Origin of the sequence: Anaerostipes amylophilus, assembly GCF_025567365.1 — a bacterium.
GTDB classification, from domain to species: Bacteria; Bacillota; Clostridia; order Lachnospirales; family Lachnospiraceae; genus Anaerostipes; species Anaerostipes amylophilus.
In genome coordinates, this window is record NZ_JAOQJG010000001.1 from 197,842 (window position 1) to 223,512 (window position 25,671).

The 25,671-nt window shown below is 35.5% G+C and carries 22 protein-coding genes and 1 pseudogene; 2 read left to right on the forward strand and 21 right to left on the reverse strand.

The window, feature by feature from the left end; all coding sequences use genetic code 11:
- Positions 1-153 precede the first annotated feature (153 nt).
- The 7 genes and pseudogenes from OCV53_RS01030 to OCV53_RS01055 all read right to left on the reverse strand — a co-directional run bounded on the left by OCV53_RS01030 (position 154) and on the right by OCV53_RS01055 (position 8,705).
- Complete coding sequence (locus OCV53_RS01030; RefSeq protein WP_055196316.1) at positions 154-1,371, reverse strand: ATP-binding protein; 1,218 nt, start codon at positions 1,369-1,371, stop codon at positions 154-156.
- 246 nt (positions 1,372-1,617) lie between these two features.
- Positions 1,618-2,451: pseudogene (locus tag OCV53_RS01035) on the reverse strand (glycerate kinase family protein); the annotation flags it as partial.
- Complete coding sequence (locus OCV53_RS12265) at positions 2,406-2,522, reverse strand: glycerate kinase (protein WP_022374899.1); 117 nt, start codon at positions 2,520-2,522, stop codon at positions 2,406-2,408. The gene OCV53_RS12265 and the pseudogene OCV53_RS01035, both read right to left, overlap by 46 nt.
- 35 nt (positions 2,523-2,557) lie before the next feature.
- Positions 2,558-5,218 (reverse strand): calcium-translocating P-type ATPase, PMCA-type, encoded by a 2,661-nt coding sequence (locus OCV53_RS01040; protein ID WP_055196317.1) that lies wholly within the window; start codon positions 5,216-5,218, stop codon positions 2,558-2,560.
- A gap of 318 nt (positions 5,219-5,536) precedes the next feature.
- Positions 5,537-7,465: a DUF2207 domain-containing protein gene (locus OCV53_RS01045; protein WP_242852078.1), complete on the reverse strand. Its 1,929-nt coding sequence runs from the start codon at positions 7,463-7,465 to the stop codon at positions 5,537-5,539.
- Between the two features lie 23 nt (positions 7,466-7,488).
- A complete protein-coding gene (locus OCV53_RS01050) occupies positions 7,489-8,043 on the reverse strand; it encodes a LemA family protein (RefSeq protein ID WP_015530654.1) in 555 nt (184 codons plus the stop codon).
- 68 nt (positions 8,044-8,111) lie between these two features.
- On the reverse strand, positions 8,112-8,705 hold the full coding sequence (locus OCV53_RS01055) for a DUF5688 family protein (protein WP_242852079.1): 594 nt from the start codon (positions 8,703-8,705) through the stop codon (positions 8,112-8,114).
- Between the two features lie 118 nt (positions 8,706-8,823).
- Here OCV53_RS01055 and OCV53_RS01060 point away from each other — a divergent pair, with 118 nt between their 5' ends.
- Positions 8,824-9,171 (forward strand): helix-turn-helix domain-containing protein, encoded by a 348-nt coding sequence (locus OCV53_RS01060; RefSeq protein WP_008393914.1) that lies wholly within the window; start codon positions 8,824-8,826, stop codon positions 9,169-9,171.
- 88 nt (positions 9,172-9,259) lie between these two features.
- On the opposite strand, the gene OCV53_RS01065 is transcribed toward OCV53_RS01060, so the two are convergent.
- The 10 genes from OCV53_RS01065 to OCV53_RS01110 form a co-directional block, all read right to left on the reverse strand.
- On the reverse strand, positions 9,260-11,317 hold the full coding sequence (locus OCV53_RS01065) for a fibronectin type III domain-containing protein (protein WP_055196319.1): 2,058 nt from the start codon (positions 11,315-11,317) through the stop codon (positions 9,260-9,262).
- Positions 11,318-11,429: 112 nt separating this feature from the next.
- Positions 11,430-12,209, reverse strand: coding sequence for a GTP-binding protein (locus OCV53_RS01070; RefSeq protein ID WP_081019901.1), 780 nt, complete (start codon positions 12,207-12,209; stop codon positions 11,430-11,432).
- 28 nt (positions 12,210-12,237) lie between these two features.
- Positions 12,238-13,917: an AAA family ATPase gene (locus tag OCV53_RS01075; RefSeq protein ID WP_055196320.1), complete on the reverse strand. Its 1,680-nt coding sequence runs from the start codon at positions 13,915-13,917 to the stop codon at positions 12,238-12,240.
- Between the two features lie 141 nt (positions 13,918-14,058).
- Positions 14,059-14,661: a P-loop nucleotide/nucleoside kinase family protein gene (locus OCV53_RS01080; protein ID WP_055196321.1), complete on the reverse strand. Its 603-nt coding sequence runs from the start codon at positions 14,659-14,661 to the stop codon at positions 14,059-14,061.
- Positions 14,661-15,446 carry an SDR family NAD(P)-dependent oxidoreductase gene (locus OCV53_RS01085; protein ID WP_009204258.1) on the reverse strand — a complete coding sequence of 262 codons (786 nt, stop codon included), beginning with the start codon at positions 15,444-15,446 and terminating at the stop codon, positions 14,661-14,663. Before OCV53_RS01085 ends, OCV53_RS01080 begins: the two co-directional genes overlap by 1 nt.
- An 11-nt stretch (positions 15,447-15,457) precedes the next feature.
- Positions 15,458-15,931: a PTS sugar transporter subunit IIB gene (locus tag OCV53_RS01090; protein ID WP_009204257.1), complete on the reverse strand. Its 474-nt coding sequence runs from the start codon at positions 15,929-15,931 to the stop codon at positions 15,458-15,460.
- Entirely contained in the window at positions 15,903-16,340 is a 438-nt protein-coding gene (locus OCV53_RS01095) for a PTS sugar transporter subunit IIA (protein ID WP_009204256.1), read from the reverse strand. The genes OCV53_RS01090 and OCV53_RS01095 overlap by 29 nt, the downstream gene beginning before the upstream one ends.
- A gap of 37 nt (positions 16,341-16,377) precedes the next feature.
- On the reverse strand, positions 16,378-18,048 hold the full coding sequence (locus tag OCV53_RS01100; protein WP_044921748.1) for a PTS system mannose/fructose/sorbose family transporter subunit IID: 1,671 nt from the start codon (positions 18,046-18,048) through the stop codon (positions 16,378-16,380).
- Positions 18,049-18,060: 12 nt separating this feature from the next.
- Complete coding sequence (locus OCV53_RS01105) at positions 18,061-19,065, reverse strand: zinc-dependent alcohol dehydrogenase family protein (protein ID WP_009204254.1); 1,005 nt, start codon at positions 19,063-19,065, stop codon at positions 18,061-18,063.
- Positions 19,066-19,076: 11 nt separating this feature from the next.
- The gene (locus OCV53_RS01110; RefSeq protein ID WP_055196322.1) at positions 19,077-19,925 is read right to left on the reverse strand and encodes a class II fructose-bisphosphate aldolase; all 849 of its coding nucleotides are present in this window, start codon (positions 19,923-19,925) and stop codon (positions 19,077-19,079) included.
- A gap of 272 nt (positions 19,926-20,197) precedes the next feature.
- Between OCV53_RS01110 and OCV53_RS01115 the strand changes: the two genes are divergently transcribed.
- Positions 20,198-20,959, forward strand: coding sequence for a MurR/RpiR family transcriptional regulator (locus tag OCV53_RS01115; RefSeq protein WP_055196323.1), 762 nt, complete (start codon positions 20,198-20,200; stop codon positions 20,957-20,959).
- A 103-nt stretch (positions 20,960-21,062) separates the two neighbouring features.
- Here the strand turns inward: OCV53_RS01115 and OCV53_RS01120 are convergent, their stop codons facing one another.
- The 4 genes from OCV53_RS01120 to rpsG all read right to left on the reverse strand — a co-directional run bounded on the left by OCV53_RS01120 (position 21,063) and on the right by rpsG (position 25,661).
- Positions 21,063-21,362, reverse strand: coding sequence for a hypothetical protein (locus OCV53_RS01120; RefSeq protein ID WP_055196324.1), 300 nt, complete (start codon positions 21,360-21,362; stop codon positions 21,063-21,065).
- Between the two features lie 288 nt (positions 21,363-21,650).
- The gene (gene tuf / locus OCV53_RS01125) at positions 21,651-22,844 is read right to left on the reverse strand and encodes an elongation factor Tu (RefSeq protein WP_008393909.1); all 1,194 of its coding nucleotides are present in this window, start codon (positions 22,842-22,844) and stop codon (positions 21,651-21,653) included.
- Between the two features lie 166 nt (positions 22,845-23,010).
- Positions 23,011-25,122: an elongation factor G gene (gene fusA, locus OCV53_RS01130; protein WP_081019872.1), complete on the reverse strand. Its 2,112-nt coding sequence runs from the start codon at positions 25,120-25,122 to the stop codon at positions 23,011-23,013.
- 68 nt (positions 25,123-25,190) lie between these two features.
- Entirely contained in the window at positions 25,191-25,661 is a 471-nt protein-coding gene (rpsG, locus tag OCV53_RS01135; protein ID WP_022092081.1) for a 30S ribosomal protein S7, read from the reverse strand.
- Between the last annotated feature and the right edge of the window lie 10 nt (positions 25,662-25,671).

Here is a 25,671-nt window from a genome sequence, read left to right on the forward strand (position 1 = left end):
ACGTTTATTTTGGTCTTAGGTACGATTTTATACCTTTTGATTTGTATTTTTCAATAGTTTTGAAATATTTTCATGTAAAAGTTTATGTTTTTAGAAATCTTTCGTACATCGTTTTACAATATCACATGGCACCTTAAGATTCTGGCCGATTTCTTATTCTGTTTTTCCAATCAGCCAGTCAAGTGCATTAATTCTTCTAATTCCTTCATAATCCGCTTCTGGATCTTCATCCAATGTTAGCAAAATCTTTTGATAATGATCATGAATCTTTTGAAGTGGCAACAATTCTCTCTTTAATGTTTTTTCGTCTCGAACTGTTGCAGCTACCTGATAATAGATGATCCTTTTTTGATCCATACAAACAAAATCGACTTCCAAATCATCAAGCTTTCCTACATATACTTCATATCCTCTTCGGATCAACTCTAAATATATGACATTTTCCAATATATGTCCAACATCTGTTGATCTGCTTCCTAATAACATATATCTTAATCCAATATCAGCAACATAATATTTTTCTAATGTTTTCAGATATTGTTTTCCCTTGATATTATATCTTTTCGCCTGATATATAACATAGCTTTCCATAAATGCTGTCAAATATTTTTCAACTGCTCTTACATCTATTTTCCTTCCAGCTGATGTCATGGTGTCTGCAATCTTCTTTGTAGATAATTGATTCCCAATATTATCAAAAATAAATCTTGTAATACTTTCTAACATCATCGTATCTGTAATCTTATGTCTTTGAGCAATATCTTTTACTATAATTGTATTATAAATTCCATCCAGATAATCTCGGATTTCTTTCGGATGTCCAGCTAATTCCAATGCATATGGAAAAGAGCTGTTTTCCAGATATGTTGTATATTTTCTTTGAAGATTATCCTCATCTCCAGTACTTTCTACATATTCTTTAAAGGACAATGGCAGCATTTTAATTTCTACATATCTTCCAGATAATAATGTTGCAATTTCAGATGATAGCATGTTGGCATTTGAACCTGTCACATATAGGTCAACATTATTTTTTATATATAAACTGTCTACAACTCTTGGAAAATCTTCACATTGCTGAATTTCATCCAAGAATATATAATTCATCTGGTCTGGCAATAGTCGTTCTTTGATATATGCATAAAGTTTTTTAGGATCTCTCATATCATAAAAATCATAATCTTCAAGATTTATTGCTATGATCTGCTCATTTGTTACTTTCATTTCTTTCTGCAAATAATCTTGATAAATTTCCATGATCGTAGATTTTCCGCATCTTCGGATTCCTGTAATAACTTTAATTAACTGTTTATCTTTAAATGCGATTAACTTATTTAAATAGTCGTCACGACTTATTATCTTACTTACCATTTTATTATCCTCCTTTTATAAATTTTATTATATTTTAGCTTTTTATTTCATTATTTTCAATAGTTTTATACAATTGATGTATAAAACTATTGCATTTTGTATATTTTTTGTAATTTTTATACTATTTTTTTATAATCAACAAACTTTTTATAATATATTTTTTGTAAAAGACAATAAATTCATACAAAAATAGTGAGACCGGAATTTCTATTTGTTCTTGTCTCACTATTTTTACTTACAATATTCTTATTTTAATACTTTTACCATTCGAAACACCTGCTCTACTGTATCCATCAGATTCTCATTGGCATTTTTCTTCTTCATTGCATCTTCCAATGATACAGCTGATCTTACAATTGGAAAATATGCATCAATTCCTGCTTCGTTGCATGCAGCTGCACCTTTGGTCACTGCTCCTGAGAATCCTAATACTAATTTTCCATATTTCTTCGCAAGTTTTGCTACTCCGATCGGTGCTTTTCCCATCGCTGTCTGAGCATCTAAGCATCCTTCTCCTGTGATCACGATGTCCGCATCTTTGATCTCTTCTTCTAGTTTTGTTTCATGTAAGATCAAGTCAACACCTGACTTTAGGGTTGCATTTGTAAACGTTAAAAATGCAAATCCTAAACCACCTGCTGCTCCTGTTCCTGGTTTATTAGCATCTGCTTTTGTAAAGCTTTGTTTTGCAATCTTTGCATAATCTGCTAACCACTGATCCATGTCTTTTACCATCTGCTTCGTGGCACCTTTTTGTGGACCAAAGATCGCACTGCAGCCTTCTTCTCCACATAATGGATTTGTCACATCGCAGGCAATATGAAATTCACAGTCTTTTAATTCTGAGATTACATGGTCATCTTTGATCTTTGCTAAATCTTTTAATCCGATTGCTCCGTGTTTGATCTGATTTCCATCTTTGTCGAGAAAATCGTATCCCAACGCCTGTAACATTCCAGCCCCACCATCATTCGTTGCACTTCCACCAATTCCCATGATGAAACGTCTGCAGCCTTTATGAATCGCATCAGTGATCATCTGTCCAACTCCATAAGTTGTTGTGTATAATGGATTCCTTTTTCAATTGCATGTGCTGCTTGGATTGATGTCAGACTTCCCTTCAATGAATCAATCGCAATTACTACTTTCATCCGAAAACCTCCGCTTTCTTTTGTATCTTATCAACTTATTTTCCACATTTGAATACTAATTTTCTCAGACAATCCACAGGAATCATCGTCATTGACAACAAGACTGTGACAATCCAGCCTTTTGCCCCAAATGGAATGCAGCTAAACATATTTCCGATCCATGTAAATAGTGGAAACGGAATCAGTGCTGCATTTACGATAATGATCTGTACTAACATGATGATAAAGAATACCTTTAAGAAATCTGGATTTTCATTTAATCGTTTAAAGATTCCAAACCTGTCATCTCTAACATTGAATCCATTAAATAATGCACTAAAGATAAATAATACAAAATACGCTGTCAAATGTTCGGCTTCATTGTCAAATATATGACTGATCACTGGAAGTTTTAAGAATAGAAAACTTAAAATAACCAACCATACTCCTGACCATCCGATCTGTATTGCCATATCTTTACTGATAATACTCTCATCACGTTTTCTTGGTGCCTCTTTCATATATTTATGAAGTGCTGGTTCATTTCCAAGCATCATAGCTCCAAGACCATCCATGACTAGATTTACAAATAGTAAATGTGTAACCTTCAATGGTTCTTCCACACCAAAAAATGGTGCAACCGCGCTGACAACAACGGCTGCCACGTTGATCACTAGCTGAAATCTACAGAACTTCAAGATATTATGATAGATCGTTCTTCCATACCAGATGGCATCTTTGATCGATGAGAAATTATCATCCAAAATGACGATCTTACCAGCTTCTTTCGCAGCTTCCGTTCCACTTCCCATCGCAAATCCGACATCTGCTCGTTTCAATGCTGGAGAGTCATTGACACCATCACCTGTCATACCTACGACAAGATTCATTTCCTGGCACAGACGTACCATTCTTGACTTATCTGTCGGCAATGCCCTTGCAATAACACGGATCTCTGGAAGGATCGCTTTGACTTCATCATCACTCATCTGATTTAACTGTGCAGAAGATAATGCTCTGTCTGATTCATTCTTTAATAATCCTGCATCCTTTGCGATCGCTACTGCCGTCTCCAAGCGGTCACCTGTGATCATTACAACTTGAATTCCAGCTTCCTGAACTTCTCTGATCGCATCTTTTGCGGATGGTCGGACATCATCCCTGATCGCAACTAACCCTATGAGTACAAGATCATCATTGATCTGATTCTTTACAAGTTCTTTCTCTGAATAGCCAAATGCAAGAACACGCATTGCTTTTGCTGCCAATGCATCGATTTTCGCATTTAATGCCTTATGATCGATCTCTTTGATCTCCCCATCTGCGTTTATATATTTTACTGCCTTTGTAAGTAAACGTTCTGGCGCACCTTTATAAAATGTTTTTCCTAACACTTCAATTCTTGCCTGACTGAATTTATTGGATGAGTTAAATCCCTGATGTGTTGTAACTTTACATTCTTTGTTCTCATCTAACATATAAAATGTCTCTTCTCCAATAAATTTTAATAACGCCTGATCCGTCGCATTCCCACCAATAACTTTATGGTATACATCAAACATCGCCTGCGTGTTTTTCCCGATCGCAAGATCTAATAATCCCTTTACTTTTCCATGCTGTTTTAATTCTTTTGGCGGAATGGAAGTTCCATCTGCTGTAAAAAAGTCAACAACTTCCAACTCCCCTTTTGTGATCGTTCCTGTCTTATCACTAAATAAGATATTCAGGGAACCTGCAGTCTCAATTCCTTCCGCTTTACGGACCAATACATTATGATCTAACATCTTACTCGTATTCTGCATCAAAACAAGCGAGATCATCAAAGGAAGCCCCTCTGGAACCGCACAGACGATAATTACAACCGCCAGTGAAACTGCATTGATCAAATCCTCAACAACCTTCGCAACACCCATAGCAAAATATGCCTGAATACCACCAGCCATTAAAATAAAATATCCAAAATATAACGCTGCGATCACGATCGCACCAATATATCCAAACTTAGAAATCTGATCAGCAAGCTTAGAAAGTTTGACCTTCAATGGAGAATCTGGTTCTTCTTCCTGCATCTCCTCAGCCATCTTTCCCATCATTGTATGGAGTCCAACTCTCTGGACATCCATCACACCTTCCCCATCAAAGATCACAGCCCCACGGAACAAAGAATACGAATCTACAAATGTATCTCCCGTAATCTCCTCCGCTAGATAAACATTCTCTCCGGCTGCCTTCTTCTCACACTCCTCTGCTTCTCCATTTAAAGCAGAATTATTCACTCTTAAACTTCCTTCATGCAAAATACCATCCGCAGGAATCTTATCCCCCGACTGCAATAGCACCTGATCACCGACAACCACATCATCGACATCAATGACTGCCACGACACCATTTCTGTGGACCTTACACTGATCTTTCTTCGCACTTTCCTTCAATTCTCGATACTTCGTATCACTGGCAACCCCAGTCTTCGCCGTAACAAACGCCACGATCAAAACCGCTACGATCGTACCTGTTGGCTCATAAATCTCTGCATACCCAAAGAAAAACATTACGATCATCAGACCCGCGATCACAAGCAGCACCCGGATCATCGGATCCTGAAACGTCTCCTTAAACTCCTGCCAAAATGTTGTCGGCTCAGAGTCCGGAATCTCATTGGAGCCATATTTGGCTCTAGATTCCTTTACTTCTTTATCTGTAAGACCTTTTATGTTCATAAATAACTACCTCCTAACCAAATAACTAGTAAAATTTATTTCTGATTTTCTTTAGTATAACAGAAAACAGTTAAAGCAAAACACCTTTGTAATATTTTAGCTGTTTTTTAGCATAAAAAAGTGGGCTGCAACCATGCAGCCCACTATAATGAAAAGAGAGGATTAAAATATATATGAAAAACTATGTCTTAAGTATACCAAAATCTCCACTTCATTCAATATTCTAAATCTAAACAATTCTAAAGAAATTATAAACTTGTATAAAGAGAAAATTATCCACAATTATATTTATGTTACAAAATAACTATCAACAATCGGTCACCAGCTGCCGCCTCCGCCGCCTCCGAATCCACCTCCGGAGAATCCTCCGCCACCAGAAAATCCACCAGAGCCTCCGCTGTCTTTGGATGGTTCCACGATCGTCAGATTCTCGGACACCACATGATCCATATAATGTCCCATCATGTAATAATGGAAGTAAGGATCACTGCCACCATAGACATACCAATCTGGTGCAGGGAGTTTTAATGCATCCAGTTTCTTTGCATATAGATCAAATAATCCAAATACCATAGAATAAGGTAGAATATGATAAAACATACCTGGTTGGTCTTTTGCCAGTACTTTCATTCGATCTAACTCTGCTGTCTCAATGAAATCACGAAGTCCTGCTAAATACCCCATCCATTCCACACACTGATGGGTTCTCCTCTTCATAAATACCGTTAAAATCACTCCGATAAATAATACCACAACAATGACAAGATACACACCAAAGAAATCAAATAATTCACCTCTCTGTATCTTCACATAATAATACAATCCATAGAAAATAAATCCTAAAATAGAAAGTAATGCAGACGCAATCGGCAGGCCAGTTCTTGCTCCTTTTGAAATAGCATACCATTTATCTACACTGTGACATGCAAGGAACATTCCGATAAAGTATAAAATCCATGCCATCAATGGAAGGATAAGATTTAAGATTCCATCTGGACTGTACAGCATCATAACAAATGCAAATAAACAGATTGGAAGCTGCATTAGTACAAATGATATAATTCTTGCAGATTTTGAGGATGTTGTATAAATCTTTTTCCTATACTCATACTTAATATCATCTTTTACAATAGCAACTGTATCTGCAAATTTATATTGCAGTGAAGAAGCGTTCACTTGATCTTTCTTCTTAAATAACTCTTTAAACATCGTTTGCTGGTATCTTGGCTCTGATTCAGGAATATCTTTAAGTTTGATAAACTCCATATCTTCTTTGCCTTTTTCTTTCATCTTCAGATATCCCTTATCTGCCCAGTAAAGGATCAATGAAATAACGTCTTTGTCATCTACAGATCCATCTATTACATATCCAACAACCGCACTGTCCATTCCTTCTGGTGGCTGATATTGGATAGATGGGATGATCTTTTCATCGCGTCCAAACCTGGCAAATAGCACAGCTGTGATCAGAAGAATTCCAATCGTGACCACAAAAATAAATCCACCCGCTCCGATTTCATTTCTTTCTGTAAAATACCCATCTCCTAGATCACTGTAACATGTCAATCCATTTTTAAATGGTAAAGTCTTCTTCAATGTTCCTGTGATCTGCGCATTTTTCTCATTATATTTTAAAGTCAGCACATCCTTTGCATTCTTTGATTCACCATAACGCCCATAGAAAAAATTCACACTTTTAAGATCTGTTTTCTTTGGAAAATGAATCGTAAATGTACTTCCTTTTGGTATGTTATTTCTCCAGAGAGTTGGAAAAATATTGTAATACAAATAATCAAATGTATCTCCCTGATATTGTGGTGTCAGCTGATACGTGAATTTATAATTTCCTTCGTTTACCGTATAATCCTCGGAACCAAACTGCAATACCTCACTGTTACCATCAGAATCTTCTTGTAAATCTGTATTGCTGTCATTTTTTAGCAGATCAAAATCTGCATAATAAAGTAGTTTTTTCTGACCTCCATTCTTGTCGATCGTTACCACATTCCCTTTGTATGGAATATAGCGGTAAATTCCATGTCTTGGATTAACAAATTTTACTTTGATATTCTCCGTTACTGTATAACTTCCGTCTTTCCCAATCTTGACATTAACATCAAATTTCTTTGTCTGCATATTCGAATCATATGTAACTTCATCATTTGCAAACACATTGTTTCCTGTCCCCATAAAAATCATGGCAGCCATCATGACTGCCATTATGGTACAGGTAATCCACTTTCTCATAGTGCTTTCCCCCTGTCCGTTCCTTAGAATTTTACTTGTACATTCTCACGCTCAGATTCATTCGAAACCTCAAATAATGGTTTTCTCTTAAATCCAAAGATTCCTGCTATGATATTGCCAGGGAATAATTCTGTCTTTGTATTGTAGCGGTTTACAACCCCGTTATAATATCTTCTGGAGCCTGCGATTTCTTCTTCTAGTCTCTGAAGCTGATCTTGCAGTTTATTAAAGTTCTCATTTGCCTTTAATTCCGGATAACTTTCAGATACTGCAAATAAAGATTTCAGTGCTCCTGACAGTACATTTTCCTGTTTGATCTTATCATCGATATTCGTTGCTGTCATCGCCTGATTTCTTGCGGCTACGACTTTCTCTAATGTCTCTGATTCGTGTTTCGCATAACCTTTGACGGTTTCTACATAGTTTGGAATCAAGTCATAACGCTTCTTTAATGACACATCGATTGCTGAAAATGCCTCTTCTGTCTTGTTTCTTAATGTTACAAATCCATTGTATGAACTGATCAGCCATATCACGATGATAAGCACGATCACTCCGATTACGATCCCTGGTATCATGAGCTCTACCCCTTTCTTTGTTTGGTCAGTTTTCTTTATCATACGTTATTCGTATCAAAACTTCAACACTAAAATAAGCTGATCAACTCTCCCTTATATTTATCATAATAATAGATATTTTCTGACAGAAATTCTTCTTTGCTTAATTGCTGATCAGACTTCTCTAATATGTGCAATAGATCCTCTTCCTGATCTTCTCCGTCATCAAACAGTAATAACATTTCATGAATACTGGTTGGCAGGAGATACAAACTCTTGTTATATTTTCTAGAAATATCATCCAGAAAATATTCATAACAAATAACAGCTGCTCCATATCTCTGTATTTTGTTTGACACCATAAATACCGGTCTGTCTTCGGTATGTCCTCGGAAATCTTTATATACAGGCTCAAATTTAGCAGGCAGAAGCTGTTTTGTATTCTTCTTTGCACTCTCCCATAAAAACTGATCCGACCATTGTTCTTTGTTTGCCTTTTTATGATCGATTCTTTGTATGGATCGATCATCCAGATCAAGAATATCAAAAACAATTGCCATATCTTCCAAGAGTAAATATGGTCTCTCACTCCACTCCTTATCCTTCTTATTAAAATGCATCAAATGATAGATAATACGCTCGTTTTCTCTCTGCATGACTCCTTCTTTCTCGTTTTTTCTCATTTTCCTATCTATCATAACATTCAATGTTGCTGTCAGCAATATTTATAGTCGTCACTGTCACTGTTGGATAGTGGTTTTTCATAACTCCTGGTAATACTATTTTTTATGGAGGTATTTTATGAAAATCGATTTAAAAGAATTAGGAAAACGCATCAAACTTACCCGAAAAGGGCAAGATCTGACACAGGAAATGCTTGCTGAAAAAGCTGGTGTCAGTCAGCATTATATCTATGAAATCGAAGCTGGACGCAAAGCCATGTCTATTCATAGTTTTGCTTCTCTTACTACTGCATTGGATGTATCTGCTGATTATCTTTTATTTGGTGATGGGCAAAGAATATTTGATGTTGATACCCCGGCTCATCACAATAATCAATTGATGGAAATTGCAGCTGAACTTAATCCATCACAGAGAGATCATGTGCTTGAGATTCTGGAAGTGATGGTTCCTTATATTAAAAATTGATTGATTGCAAAATACGATAGATTTTTCTAACGTAAAATAGTGCCAAGATTTTTATTGATCTTGACACTATTTTTATTTGATCTGATATTTATTTTTTGATCTTTACTTTTTTCACACTGCTCCATTCAGAGTAGTATGTCTTTCCAGAAACTTTCTTGTATGTACGGATACGTACATAATATGTCTTTTTCTTTTTCAGCTTCTTAATTGTGTAACTTGTCGTTTTGTTCTTGCTGATTGTCTCTGTTTTGTTTCCTTTGGCAAATTTCTTGCTTGTGGAATACTGAATCTGATATCCGTTTCCAGCTGTGTTCTTTTTCCATTTTACAACTAGTTTTTTGCCTTTGGCATTTTTAGCACTTTTTAGAGTTGTTTTCTTGACTGTTACTTTGGCTGGGGTTGTTGTCGCTGGTGCAGCTGTTGTTGGCTGGCTTGGTGTAGGATTGCTTGGGTTTGGTGTTGGGTCTGGCTTCGTTGATTCACTTGGAGTATTATCGCTTTCCACTGTAAATGTTTTGGTTTCTGTTTTAAATTCTTTATTTTCACGATAAATAGTTCCAGTGACCGTTAATTTTCCAGCTTTCTTTGGAGTAATCATTCTATTTGGCTCTCCACCAAATACACCGACTGAAATTGTAGCAAAATTATTATCTACAAGATCTTCTTTATTCTCATCAAGAACTACAGAGTCTCCATCTTGTTCAAATTTAAGAATATAGAATGTATGGTCTGTGTTTCCAATACCAAAACCAGGAAGTGCACCATTCAGTCTAATCCTGTAAGCTTGTCCTGCTTTCAATGTATCACCTGTCTGTACTACATAACCTCTATCTGTCATAAGTTCATGTATTACTGATAAATTACAATCTTGTACTATAAAATATTCTTCTGCTGTATCAAGCTCATCCTGACCATTATTAATATAAGCTTTGACACTAACTACATTATTTGCTTCACTACTCAATGTTGTTGATGGTGCAATAATTTTGCATGTTTGCTGATCTGCATTTTCCAGTGTACCTTGTGTTGTTTTCCATTTATATGTGACTTCATTTTCATCAATGCCATTGATTTTAGCACTTAACTGTCTGCTTTCATTTGGCAATAAACATAATCCCCCATCAGTTCCTGCATCGATTGACAAGTCATACACATTACATGGAATTGTTCCTTCAAAAATTGTATTATCATCATCACTTACAGATTCTGTTTGTACTTTGTATTTTAAATCTGATGTTCCTATACCATCTGTTAGAATTCTGAAATCTCCGTCTTCGTCTTCATTTATTGTCAAAATGTCTTTGTTTTGACTTTCAATTCTAACTTTTAAAGACTGATCCCCAAAATTGTCTTCGTTAAATATATGATTTTCTTCGCCATCTTTGATATTTATATACAATGATAAATTATAGTGATCATCATTGGGAAGAAATGCTTTTTTACCTTTATTATAATCTTTTAAATAAGATACTTTCACAGGTTCTTCTTCATCATCGCTATATTGATATCTATAAATATCAACATCAACAGACACATCTTCTGATTTAATCTCACGATATGCTTTTATTTGACCGTTATCTTTAACATCTAACGCAATATAATATGGTTCCTCACTTGGCACTGCAAGATCCTTCCATTTTCCATACTTGACGTTTCCAAAATTCACTTCATTTTGTCCTATAAACGTACAGATTAATCCGCTGCCAGCGCCACCTCCTGGGATGATAATTTTATGATTTTCCTGATCATATGTATACATTCCAAGTGGATTTATTTTTGCTAAATCTGCTTCTGTGAAGGATTTGATTCCTGTAAAATTATCTTTTACTTTCTTGCAAAAATCTTCTGCTTTTATTTCCTCGTTTGTATTTGGTTTTATTCCATACTGCAATTCTGTATAAAACACTGCTGTCTGCAGATCAGGAGTACCATCAGCATCAAAATAATTTGTTGTTTTATCTGCTATCTGTGCAGCCATTGTCCAATTATCAAATATTTTCTGGCTTTTTACATTTTCTGTGTTTTCTTCATCTGCTGATACACTTTTCGTTGTAAACATAGATGGTGTAACTACCATAGTCAATGCTAATACCAACGAAAGCATCACAGCTCCAATTTTCCCTTTTAAATTTTTACTTTTCTTCATACGTTTCTCCCTTCTTACAATTGATAGTTTCAGTATAACATAGAAAAAAACTCAAAAAGCCTAAACTTTCTGAGTCTTTGAAAATTATCATATTCAATCGTAGAAGTAAGAATTACTCGATGATTGTAGCAACTCTTCCCAATCCAACCGTACATTCATCATCACGAATGATAAAAGGTTCTTCTTCTGTTATCTTAATTGGTTGAATTAATTCAATTGTTATATCCAGTGTTTCCCCTGGCATAGCCATATCTATTTCTATTGGCAATTGAATCTCTCCTGTTACATCTGTCGTTTTGAAATAAAACTGCAGACGGTCACCATCAAAGTATCCTGTGTCTCGTCCACCTTCATTGATATCTAACATGTATACTTCTGCTGTAAACTTTGTATGTATAGAGGAAGCTTGATCCATTTCAGGCTGTGAATCTGGAATGTATTTATCCACCGCATCCATCAATTCCATGATCTTATCTCCCCATTCTCCATCTGGATCTTCAAGGGCTTTTAAAGCAGATCCATAGATAAACGGAATATCAGATCCAACAAATCCGCACTGATATAGCTGGTCACGAATCCCCATTTCTACCAATTCCAGCATTTCCATATCATCTACCATATCACATTTATTCATAAATACTACGATATGTTGCATTCCCATATGATGAGCAATCATGATCTGTTCTGCTGTTTGTGACATGATTCCATCTATTGCAGATACTACTAGGATAGCTCCATATTCAATGCTAGATGTCAAGCTTATATTTCTCTCTTCTCTTGTTGTAAGAGTTTTTTTAATTGCATCTGTTAAAGTCGTTTTTCCATGACCTCGATGTCCAATTATTCCTATCGTGCAATGAGTTTTCTTTCCTTCAAATGTTTCTTTCCCCATATTTATATCTCCCATCATCAGTTGTTTTTTATTCTTCATAAATCATGACTTTACAGTCTTTCTTATAACAAGCAACACCATATTTAATGAAATTTCGCATTCCATCTTGCTTCAATTTAGCAATATAGTCTTTATCTTCAATCTGTTTTAAAGCCTGCTTGCACGCTGCATCCATATTTCCATCTTCGGCATACTTTAATTCAATGACGATTCCCGTTCGATTCTCCGGAGCCTCTATCAGAATATCACTGTATCCGATTCCTGATTCTGCATTTGACTTTATCAGCCAGCTTGACTTATATCCAAGAAGACCGAGTAAAATTCCGTGATAAAAATTTTCTTTCTTCTCTTTTGCGATTGCTGTATCTCTTATACTGATCGTATTCCATAGATAATCTCCAAAAAGCTGTTCAATTTTTTCTGTTTTTTTCTCTATAAATGAATTACAAAATATTTCTAGTGTTTTTCCATCATTTTTTGAAACATCACTAAACCATTCTTTGATCTTTTTTGTAAATAGATTTCTTATCTCTGTATTTGGTATCGACAAAAGATATTTACCATTTTGAGTTCGTCCCTGTTGTGTTAGATATCCTGTTGTAAAAAGCACACTCCACAAATTTTCTATACTCTTATCCAACTCATTATAGGTAAGCTCCTCTACAATTTCCTTTTCAATACACTCTCCACTGATCAAACGCTCAATCTCATTCTTTGTCTGAATATCTGCCTTATCTATAAATCTGCGAACAATTTCATTTCCGCTAGAATTAGACCAAAAATCTTCTGGTAATGCATCGGGATCTGCACATAGACTTTTACAATAACGAATCACATCCCATGGGTAATAGATATCTGTATTTCCGAAACGATAACCATCATACCACTCCCTAATCTGAAGGTAATGATCTGATAAATTATAATCGCTAAGAATCTTTTTCACTTCTGTATCGGTAAATCCAAAACATTCATCATACTGAACATTGAGAATAGATAAAACTTCAAAATTATTAAGTCCGGTGAAAATGCTTTCTTTCGAAATTCTAAGACATCCTGTCAAAACTGCAAATTGTAGAAAATCATTTGTTTTTAGTACTTGCCCCAAAAGACCTCTCATGAGTTCAACCATTTCATCATAATAGCCTTTCTGAAAAGCTTTATCTAGCGGAACATCATATTCATCAATAAGAATAATCGTCTTCTTCCCATAATGTTTGCACAAAAGTTCTGATAATAGTCTGATACTATCTGTTATATCATCAGCTTTTCCATCTAAAAGGCTCTGAAATTGCTTAATCTCTTCTTCTATTAATTTATCACTATTTTTTAGATAATGGTGTCTTCGTGCTTCATTTTTAATAATCGTTGTAATCCGAATAATCGCTTCTTCAAAAGTTAATCCATCGATTCCCTTCAATGACAGAAAGATTACTGGATACTTACCCATATATTCATCACATAATTCTTTATTTTTAGAAATATATAGGCCTTCAAAAAGTGATTTATCCATACCAATTTCAAAAAAAGTACGTAACATACTCATATTGAGTGTCTTTCCAAAACGACGTGGTCGTGTAAACAGATTTACTTTTCCCCAATTTTGTAAGAGCTGTTCAATTAATTTTGTCTTATCTATATAATAAAATCCTAGCTTGCGAATATCTTCAAAATTCTCAATTCCAACTGGCAGCTTTAATGTTTGATTCATTCGGATCCTCCTATTAATTTTGCCTTACGACCAATGTTTCCTTTTTATTATAACTTGTTTTATATTTACTCACAACAAAGAATCCATTATAGAGAGATTAAATGAAGCAAAAAACAGGAGAATTAAAATTCCCCTGTTTTTTCACACTCTGTCTTCTAACCACTGTAGTATCTTTGGATATTCAATTTTCTCATAATCACTGACATCTACTTCTATCGTATCTCCCAACTCAAATTCGCCATAACCTCTTTGCGTACATCTTTTATAAAATTCTGTATAATCTAAAAGGTTGTCCGCATTTTTACGTTCTATTTTACTATCTGATCTATGGTAACTTGTTAAAATATGCCCTAAATGTCTGGAATCATCCAAATCTCTTTGTTTTTGTCTTTCAAATAAAACTTCAATCTGTCCAATAAGACGAATCGTACATACCTGATATCCATATTGTTTTGTCAACTTTTCCAATGTTGGTTTTTGTTTTAAGCTAAAAGGATAATCAGAAATCAAACTTTTCCCATGTAAAAAATCTTGTTCCATTTCATCATAGTATGTGTTCCATGCTCTCACAATTAATTCTTCTTTTTGTTCTAAAGTATCAAACCCATATTTATCCCAAAATTTTTCTTTTATATCATCTGGTGACAATAATCTTAATTCTGGAAAGTTTTTAATAATGATATTTGCCATATAACTTTTTCCAGTTCCTGGATATCCAGCTAAAAGAATCAATGTCTTTTTCATTAATCCATCCACTCTCCACCAACTAAATTAATAGATTGACCTGTTAAATAAGAAGAACAATCTGTCAGTAAAAAGATGGCTGCCTGAATCACATCTTGAAGATCTACCAATTTATGCATTGGAATGTTTTTCTTAAAATAAGGTAGTACTTCCTCTGGATCTAAATCACGTTTTTTCGCATATTCATATTTCAATCGATCCCACATTTCCGTATGTACAATTCCTGGACAAATAGAATTTACACGAATATTCTTGTCCGCAAATTCTTTTGCGATAGACTGTGTTAATCCCTGTACTCCAAATTTACTTGCACAATAGATTGTCTGCCATGAGCTCGCTTTTTTTCCTGACAGAGAAGACATATTAAGGATTGTTCCTCCACCATTTTTTAACATTTTATCAATTGCTACCTGACAACATAAAAATGTTCCTTTTAAATTAACATTCATCGTAAGATCCCAAAGTTCTTCATCACAATCAAGAAATGGTAACATCTTTGAAACTCCTGCAGAATTTACCCAAGATGTGATTGGTCCAAATTTTTCTTCTACATCTGAAGCTGCCGTCTCAATCTGTGTTTTGTTTGTGATATCTGTCTTATAAAATGTTGCAACACCACCTGCTGCCTCAATTTCTTTTATAACTTCCTGCGCTTTTTCTTCATTCATATCAAGAATCGCTACTTTGGCTTCTCTTGCTGAAAAGTCTTTTGCCATTGCTGCTCCCATTCCACTTGCTGCTCCTGTAATGACAATAACCTTTCCTGTTAATTTTTCTGTATTCATATGATCACTCCTTATTTTAAATAGCTACTGATATCTACTGGTTTGTTGTTTGGCATTACCTGAATAAAAACATTGACATTTTTACCTAATAATGCTCTGAACTGATCATTTTCTTCTGAACTAGTAGAGATATTTTTGTATAATACACTTCTATCATTTCCAGCTCCCATTCCTCCAACATCAACTTCTTCAATGTTGATTCCATGGTCTACCAGATAATTTAATACTTCCGGTCCTTTCACAAGAAGTATCGTTGGTTCATCTAATCCTTGTGAAAAGAATGTAACACCATCTTCTTTGTTGAAGATTCCGATGGCAATTTCTTCTGGAATTGCCATCTCTAAAACTTCGATCATGTAATCATCTTCTGCTACAAGATCATCTACGATCACCACCTGTGTTGCTTTTTTATTTTTGATCCATGCTGTCATTACCTGTCCATGAATCAAACGATCATCAATCCTTGTTAATACTAAGTTTTCCACGACGCTTTGTTTCTCCTTTCTCAAATAAAGTTCCTTGAATTCCATGATAATCCGGATTTGTTGCAATCTCAATTAAGTCTTTTAGTGTACTGCTTTCAGTTCTTTCGGAGGCAACTGCAACCAGCATTGGCATATTCATTCCTGATACCAGACCGATCTTATGTGTTTTTGACATATATGCTGCACTCTGAAATGGTGTTCCAAAAACAATATCTGCTAAGATCAGTGTTCCTTCTGAATTCTCATTTTCTAAAATTATCTGATCTAGTTTTTCCCTATATGTATCTGCCGTCATTCCAGGATACAACGCTAATGTTTTGATTCCATAATCGTCTCCTGTTACCATGATCAGTGATTTTAATAGTCCCTCACAAAACTCTCCATGACTGATCAAAATTATGTTTACCATATTTCTTGCCTCCTATTTTTGCATTATCTCCTTTTTATTATCCTACATATCCTAAAATTCCTGTATAGTATCCAATGATACCAACAACAAAGATCGCTACGATGATCCATAATGTATTTACTTTCTTTCGAAGCATCCACCATACAAGCATTGTAATTCCAAGTGGGATTAATCCCGGTGCTAATGAATTTAAAACTGTCTGGATTTTTGTAACTCCCTCACCAACTTTAATTGCTAATGGTGTATCTACTGCTACACGAGTTGCTGCCATAGAACCTACTACCATTAATCCAACAATACTGAAAGAATTAATAATTTTATCTACTGTTCCATCTTTTAAAATCTTTAACAGTGAAGTTTTTCCTTGTTTATATCCTGTCATAAACATAAAATATCCACATGCAAAAATCAATACTTCAAATACAACTGTCGCGAAAATTGGTCCAAGATAACTTCCATCTAATGCCATTGAGCATCCAATTCCAAATAAGATTGGGAAAAGGATTCCCTGCATTACTGTATCTCCAATACCTGCTACTGGTCCCATCAATCCTGTTCTTACTGAGTTGATATCTTTTGCTGTAACATTTTCTCCGTTCGCTCTTGCCTCTTCCATTGAACATGTAATACCATTAATGATCGGTCCAATTGTAAATACTTCTGAATTATAAAATACAAGGTATTTCTTTAATTCTGCTACCTGATCTTCTACTTTGTCATATAATGCTCTGATCGGTGTGATCATTAAGTTCGCAATTCCTAGTGCCTGTAATCTTTCATAATTGTAACATGCTTCTGTACTTGTAGTTAAAAGCCAAGTCTTGATCAATGTTTTCTTTGATAATTTCTTTTTCGGTCCATCAATTGTTTTTGTAATTTCCTCAGCTTCTTCTGTACTCTGACCTACCTCTTTTACTTCTACTTTCTTATTTACAGACAAACGTCTAACTTTCTTCTTTTCTCCCTGCTGCGCTGTTGTAGTTTTCTTATCATTAAAATATAAAATGATCGCTATGACCGCTGCAAAGATTGAAACTGCTGTCAAATCAAGTTTGCTATATTCTGTCAAGAAAAATCCTGCGAAAAACCATGGCATTAATGTTTTTTTACCAAGATAATTTAATAACATTGCAATACCTAAGGCAGGCATGATTCCTCCAACAACCTCTAATGCATTGATGATGCTTCCTGGAATCGCATTTAACATAGACTGTGACCAATCACTTCCAAACATGATCATTGCAAAAACTGGTACTCCATATAAGAGTAATGCCATACAAAATGATGGCAGGTAGTTCATGATCCTTACACCTTTAATGTTTCCTTTTTCCAATAACTTGTCTGCTTGATGAATCCATGCTGCATTTACTGTCATATATACCTGATTTAATAATAATCCAAGCATACTAAATGGGATAGCAAATGTTACAGCCATTTTAGGGTCTGCTCCAGACATGATCGTAAGTGCTGTACCAAAAATTCCAGCTACGATCGTATTACTTGGCATGGTACCTCCTGCTGAGATCCATCCAAGATATATTAACTGAATGGTCGCTCCTGCGATCATACCAGTCATAGGTTCTCCCATAAATACACCAACCAATGTACCAGTTGTTAATGGATAAACTAAACATTTTGTGATTGGTCCAAAGAACCACCATTGTCCACATGTTGCTAATAAACCTACTAAAATTGCAGATATAACCATATATTATCCTCCTTAATGTTTCCCACTAAGAGAAACCATTACTTTTCCTTTCCTTGAGTACTTCTTTGTTTTGAGTTCTTCCCCCATCTCCTCTAATGATAATCTTGCACTAATGATTTTCTTTGTATCGATTACTCCACTTTCAAGCAATGAAATTGCTTTTCTGCTCGTATGTGGATTTAAATAAGATGTATAAATGCTCAATTCTTTTGTATATGCTTCAAATTGATTAAATGATACATTTTCTTCTGGATCACCTAATCCAAATAACAACACCTTTGCTCGTTTTCCCGCAATATGAATCGCCTGTTCCATTGTATTTTTTAAGCCTATACACTCTATCACATAATCGACATTTAATTTGTCAGCAATTTCTTCTATCTCTTGATCTGTACATGCCTTCGTTGCACCCAATTCTATTGCTAACTCTTGTTTATTCTCTTCTCGTTCAACAACGATCAGATTTTTTGGAGCTGTTAATTTTAGCAGTTGTAACATTAAACTTCCAATAGATCCCATACCATACATAACAATGTTAGAACCACTTTCTATATTCAGAAGATCCATCCCATGTAATACACATGATAAAGGTTCTGTAAATGCCGCATCTTCTAAATCCAGAGAATGATCAATTTTATATACATTTTCTTCTGGCGGATAAACATATTCTGCAAAACCTTTTGCTACACCATGTCTATGAATACAGAAATTTTGATATCCTTTTTTACACCACTCGCACCTTCCACAGCCCCAGCTTGGATCACAAGCTACCCTGTCTCCAGGTTTAAAATTTTCACAATTTTCTCCGACTTCTGTGACAATTCCTGAACATTCATGTCCTAAAATAATTGGCGGTACGACAACACTCGCTCCATTTTTTCCTTCAAACTTATGAATATCTGTTCCACAAAGTCCACACCACGCAACTTCAATCTTTACTTCATGATCTACTGGCTTGCGGTCTTTTATTTCTTTCACTTCATAAGTATGATTTCCTAGATAAAATCCAGCTTTCATTGTTGCCCTCCTTATTCTTTTATATTTTTAAATAAGTTAATCTTTCGTTCAACAATTTCATCTATCGTATTTAAACATGGAACAACATTTTCTCTGTTTGAAATATTTTCTTTATTTTTATCATAACATTCCTTTGCTTTTTTGTTCCATCCAACAAGAAGTTCTGTTCCTACATTAAATTTACGAATTCCTAAATTAATGACTTTCTTAACGTCTTCTTCTTTGACTCCAGTACCCCCATGAATGACAAGTGGAATATCAATAACTTCTTTAATTTCTTTCAGTCTTTCAAAATTAATATTTGTTTTTGATTTATACTGTCCATGATTTGTACCAATTGCTACTGCTAATGCATCTATTCCTGTCTGTTTCACAAATTCTACAGCATCTTGTGGATCTGTATAACAAACATCTTTTTGATCAACAACAACTCCATCTTCTGTTCCACCAACAGTTCCTAATTCAGCTTCTACACTAACACCATTTTTCTTTGCATACTCAACCACTCTTTTTGTTCCAAGAATGTTATCTTTTAGTGGCAAGGATGATCCATCAAACATAACAGAACTATATCCGGCATCAATTGCTTTTCTAATCTCATCATAGTCTTTTGCATGATCTAGATGAAGAACTACATCAATTCCATATTGTTCTGCCATAGATTTGCAGACACTGACCAAATTTTTATGTCCAATATAATTTGCTGTTCCGCAACTTGTCTGAATGATCACGGGTGTTCTCTGATTAACTGCTGCCTTAATAATTGATGGTAACATTTCTAAATTATGTGTATTAAATGCTCCAATAGCCATATTAAGATCTTCTGCTTCATTGAGTACTTCCTTTAATGTTGTATACATATTTCCTCCTTATTCTTTTTCATTGACTTTTCTTATCACGTTGTCACATCAAGTTATTCATGGCCATTGAATTTCTCATTTGTTTTACCTGATGTAATTATTTTAATCAATTTTGAAAAAGAAATAAATAAATTTTGACCGAAAACACTTTCATCCTTAAGCCTTCATGCAATTAATTATGAAACGATTTTCATCCATAGATTGAAATTATTTTCGTGTACATGGTACAATTATTATAAATATTTAAACTCACTATTTATGGAGGTCCTATCATGATTTTTCAAATTGATAAAACTATATATGAACAGTTATCAGAAACCGAACGATATATTGTTGATTTTATTAGCCAAAATGAAGACAAAATTTCTTATCTCTCCATTACAAATATTGCCAATAAAACATTTTCATCCCCAGCCACAGTATCTAGAACAATTCAAAAATGTGGTTTTAAGGGAATCGCAGAATTGCGTTATCTAATTTCAAAAGAGGATAAGGATAAAAGTAAAAATGTATCTCCTTATGCCATCAATAAATTATTAGATAAGGTCTATCAGGAATCTACACAAACAATTGAAAATATTCCAATCCCTGCAATTTTAAAAGCCATAGATCATATTAATAATGCTGAAAAAATTTTCATCTATGCCCGAGGTTTTACAGCGATGTTTGCAGAACATTTTCAGATGTATCTCCAATTAATGGGATATAATGCTGTCGTTGTCAAAGACGTAAAATGGATGGAACAAACAAAAAATTTAGTTACTTCTGCAGACACTGTGTTTGTCTTATCTGTGAGAAATACGACTCCAGAACTTGCTCAAGCTCTCCGTGTTGCTCGTCACATTGGTGCAAGAACTGTTGTATGTTGCTGCAAATCTATGACTGAATTAGAAAAATATGCAGATGTTGTTTTAATTGGACATTCCAATGTTATCATGGAGGAAAAGAGTCTTACTGTGTATTCTCATCTTCCTCTATTGATCATTACAGAAACCCTTATTAATTATCTTAGTACAGATGCTGAAGCTTTGTAAAATTCCATTTTCTTATCAAAAAAAGGGATACAACAGGTCTAAGCCTTCTGTATCCTTCCTAATTATCTTATTTCGCTGTAACGACAAAACTTTATATTGTACTTCAAATTCTTTTCTTTAATCTTTCTTTGTCTTCTTCTGAAATATCTAGTGCTTCCATTGCTTTACGCATTTGCCTTCTCTCTCCTTCCGTTTCCTTAAAATACTTCACTGTATTTTTCAATTCATCATAAAACATATCTATAGAACTTGTACATCGAAAATCATGCATCAATTTTCCAACAGGATCATCATCATTCTTATAACTTCCATTCACATAAATTATATGTGAGCCATCTTCAAATCTTTCCTTCGTTTCTTGTATAATTCGTTCTACATGATATAATGGCAAACCTTTGTCCATATAATCATTCTATGTAATGAAAATTACATATGAATCATGAAGTTCCTTAAACTTCTGTTTTGCTTTTAACATCTTTGTATCTAACATGCTACTATGAAATCTTGCTCTATGAGCATCTGCTCCCACATCGGCTCTTTGAACTTCAATATTTCGATCATGTTATTGTTGTAATATTAATTATGTTATAATCATTTTAAAAGTATATGCATTTATCTAAAAAAGACCCAGAAAGCCTAAACTTTCTGAGTCTCATAAATATTATCCTAAATTCAATCGTAGAAGTAAGAATTACTCGATGATTGTAGCAACACGTCCTGATCCTACAGTACGTCCACCTTCACGGATAGCGAAAGATAATCCCTGAGCCATAGCGATTGGGTGAATTAATTCGATAGTCATTTCTACGTTGTCACCAGGCATGCACATTTCTGTTCCTTCTGGTAATTCGATAACACCTGTAACGTCTGTTGTTCTGAAGTAGAACTGTGGACGATAGTTGTTGAAGAATGGAGTATGACGTCCACCTTCATCTTTTGTTAAAACGTATACCTGAGCTGTGAATTTTGTATGGCATGTGATTGAACCTGGCTGGCAAAGAACCTGTCCTCTTTCGATTTCGTCTCTCTGAACACCACGTAATAATGCACCAATGTTATCTCCAGCCTGAGCTTCGTCTAACAGTTTACGGAACATTTCTACACCAGTTACAACAACTTTTCTTGTTTCTTCTTTGATACCAACGATTTCAACTTCGTCAGATACGTGAAGAACACCACTTTCTACTCTACCAGTTGCTACTGTACCACGTCCTGTGATAGAGAATACGTCTTCGACTGGCATTAAGAAAGGTTTGTCTGTATCACGCTGTGGATCTGGAATGTAGCTGTCAACAGCATCCATTAATTCCATGATCTTATCTCCCCATGGTCCAGCTGGATCTTCGATAGCTTTTAAAGCAGATCCCTGGATGATAGGAATGTCATCTCCTGGGAATTCGTATTCATTTAATAATTCACGAATTTCCATTTCTACTAATTCTAATAATTCTTCATCGTCTACCATATCACATTTGTTCATGAATACTACGATGTAAGGAACACCTACCTGACGAGATAACAGGATATGTTCTTTTGTCTGAGCCATTACACCATCAGTAGCAGCTACTACTAAGATAGCTCCGTCCATCTGAGCTGCACCAGTGATCATGTTCTTTACATAATCGGCATGGCCTGGGCAGTCAACGTGAGCGTAGTGACGTTTTTCTGTTTCATACTCAACATGAGCTGTAGAGATTGTGATACCACGTTCTCTTTCTTCTGGAGCTTTATCGATATCTTCAAAGTTCTCAGCTGTGTTTCCTTCTACTCTTTCAGCTAAAACTTTAGTGATTGCTGCTGTTAAAGTTGTTTTACCATGGTCAACGTGTCCAATAGTACCAATGTTGCAATGAGGTTTAGTTCTCTCAAACTTTTCTTTTGCCATTTTAATTGTCCTCCTTATTCGCCCTATGGGCAATTACAATAATGTTTCAAACTTCAATATAGTTGCCCAGCAAAGGGCCGTCCTAAATTTGATTATATTTCATTTAAACAAATATTTCAAGACTATTTTGACAAAATAGCCTCGAAATATTTATATATTAATTTTCTTACTTGTCAGCAAGTACTTTTTCCTGTACGTTCTTTGGTACTGGTTCGTATTTTTCAAAGAACATAGAGTAGTTACCACGTCCCTGAGTTCTAGAACGTAAGTCTGTAGAATATCCGAACATTTCAGATAATGGAACGAATGCACGAACCATCTTACCGCTTGCGATATCATCCATACCTTCGATACGTCCACGACGAGAGTTGATATCTCCGATAACGTCTCCCATGTATTCTTCAGGCATTGTAACTTCGACTCTCATGATTGGCTCAAGCAGGATAGCTCCAGCTTTCTGCATAGCCTCTTTAAATGCCATAGATCCGGCAATGTGGAAGGCCATTTCACTAGAATCGACATCATGGTAAGATCCATCATATACTGTAGCTTTAACACCAAGTACTGGGAATCCTCCTAAGATACCAGACTGAGCTGCTTCTTCGATACCTTCTCCAACTGCTGGGATATATTCTTTAGGAATAGATCCACCAACAACTGTAGATTCGAATTTGAACAGTTCTTCTCCATTGGCATCCATTGGCTCAAAGTGAACTTTACAGTGACCATACTGACCACGACCACCAGACTGTTTAGCATATTTGCTGTCAACGTCAACGGCTTTTGTAAATGTTTCTTTGTATGCTACCTGAGGAGCACCAACGTTAGCTTCTACTTTGAATTCACGAAGCAGACGGTCAACGATGATTTCCAGATGAAGTTCACCCATTCCGGAAATGATTGTCTGTCCTGTTTCATGATCTGTATGAGCTCTGAATGTAGGATCTTCTTCAGCAAGCTTAGCAAGTGCTTCAGCCATTTTACCCTGATCACCTTTAGTTTTAGGTTCGATCGCTACGTCGATAACTGGTTCTGGGAATTCCATGGATTCCAGAATTACAGGATGCTGTTCATCACAGATTGTATCACCAGTTGTTGTAGATTTGAAACCTACTGCAGCTGCGATATCTCCTGAATATACAACATCTAACTCTTCACGCTTGTTAGCATGCATCTGTAAGATACGTCCAACACGCTCTTTTTTGTTCTTTGTTGCATTTAATACATAAGATCCAGATTTGCATGTTCCAGAGTAAACACGGAAGAATGCAAGTTTTCCTACGAATGGGTCTGTCATGATCTTAAATGCTAAAGCTGAGAATGGTTCATCATCAGATGAATGTCTTTCAACTTCGTTACCATCTTCATCGACACCTTTGATAGCTGGGATGTCTGTTGGAGCTGGCATAAATTCGATAATAGCATCCAGTAATTTCTGAACACCTTTATTTCTATATGCTGTACCACAGCATACTGGAACTGCTTTACATTCGCATGTTCCTTTTCTTAATGCAGCTTTTAAATCATCAACACTTGGTTCTTCACCTTCAAGATACTGCATCATCAGATCGTCGTCTAATTCACAGATCTTTTCGATCAATTCTGTGTGATAAAGTTCTGCTTCTTCTTTCATATCTTCTGGGATTTCAACGATAGAGATGTCTTCACCTTTCTCATCATTGTAGATGTAGGCTTCCATCTCGAATAAGTCGATGATTCCTTTGAAGTCGTCTTCTTTACCGATAGGTAACTGAAGTACTGCTACGTTAGCTCCCAGACGATCTTTCATCTGATCAACTGCTCCGTAGAAGTTAGCACCTAAGATATCCATCTTATTGATGAATGCCATTCTAGGTACGTTATAAGTATCAGCCTGTCTCCATACGTTTTCAGACTGAGGCTCTACTCCACCTTTTGCACAGAAGACTGCTACTGCACCATCAAGTACACGCAGAGAACGTTCTACTTCAACTGTGAAGTCAACGTGCCCTGGAGTATCAATGATATTGATACGATGCTCTAAAGCACCTTTTTTAGGCTTGCAATGATCCTGCAGTGTCCAATGACATGTTGTAGCCGCAGAAGTGATTGTGATACCTCTTTCCTGTTCCTGCTCCATCCAGTCCATAGTAGCAGTACCATCATGAGTATCACCGATTTTATAGTTTACACCAGTGTAATAAAGGATACGCTCTGTTGTTGTTGTTTTACCAGCATCAATATGAGCCATGATTCCGATATTTCTGGTTCTCTCTAATGGATATTCTCTTCCAGCCAAGATTTTTTCCTCCTATAAGTTTTAACATAGAAGCATGTCTGGCAAGACGCCAGAACAGATTCTTGAAATTAGAATCTGTAATGTGCGAATGCTTTGTTTGCTTCTGCCATCTTGTGCATATCTTCTTTTTTCTTTACAGATGCTCCTGTATTGTTGGAAGCGTCAAGAAGTTCTTTTGCAAGACGTTCTTCCATTGTTCTTTCTCCTCTTTTACGTGAGAAAGTTGTGATCCAACGAAGCGCTAATGCCTGTCTTCTGTCTGGTCTAACGTCGATAGGCACCTGATATGTTGCTCCACCGATACGTCTAGCTTTTACTTCAAGAACTGGCATGATGTTGTTCATAGCTTCTTCGAATACTTCTAAAGCTGGTTTTCCAGCTTCTTCTTCGATACGGGCAAATGCTCCGTATACGATTTTCTGAGCAACTCCTTTTTTACCATCTAACATAATGTTGTTGATTAATTTTGTCACAACCTTATTGTTGTAAATAGGATCTGCTAATACGTCTCTTTTCGCAATATGTCCTTTACGTGGCACGGTTCTTCCC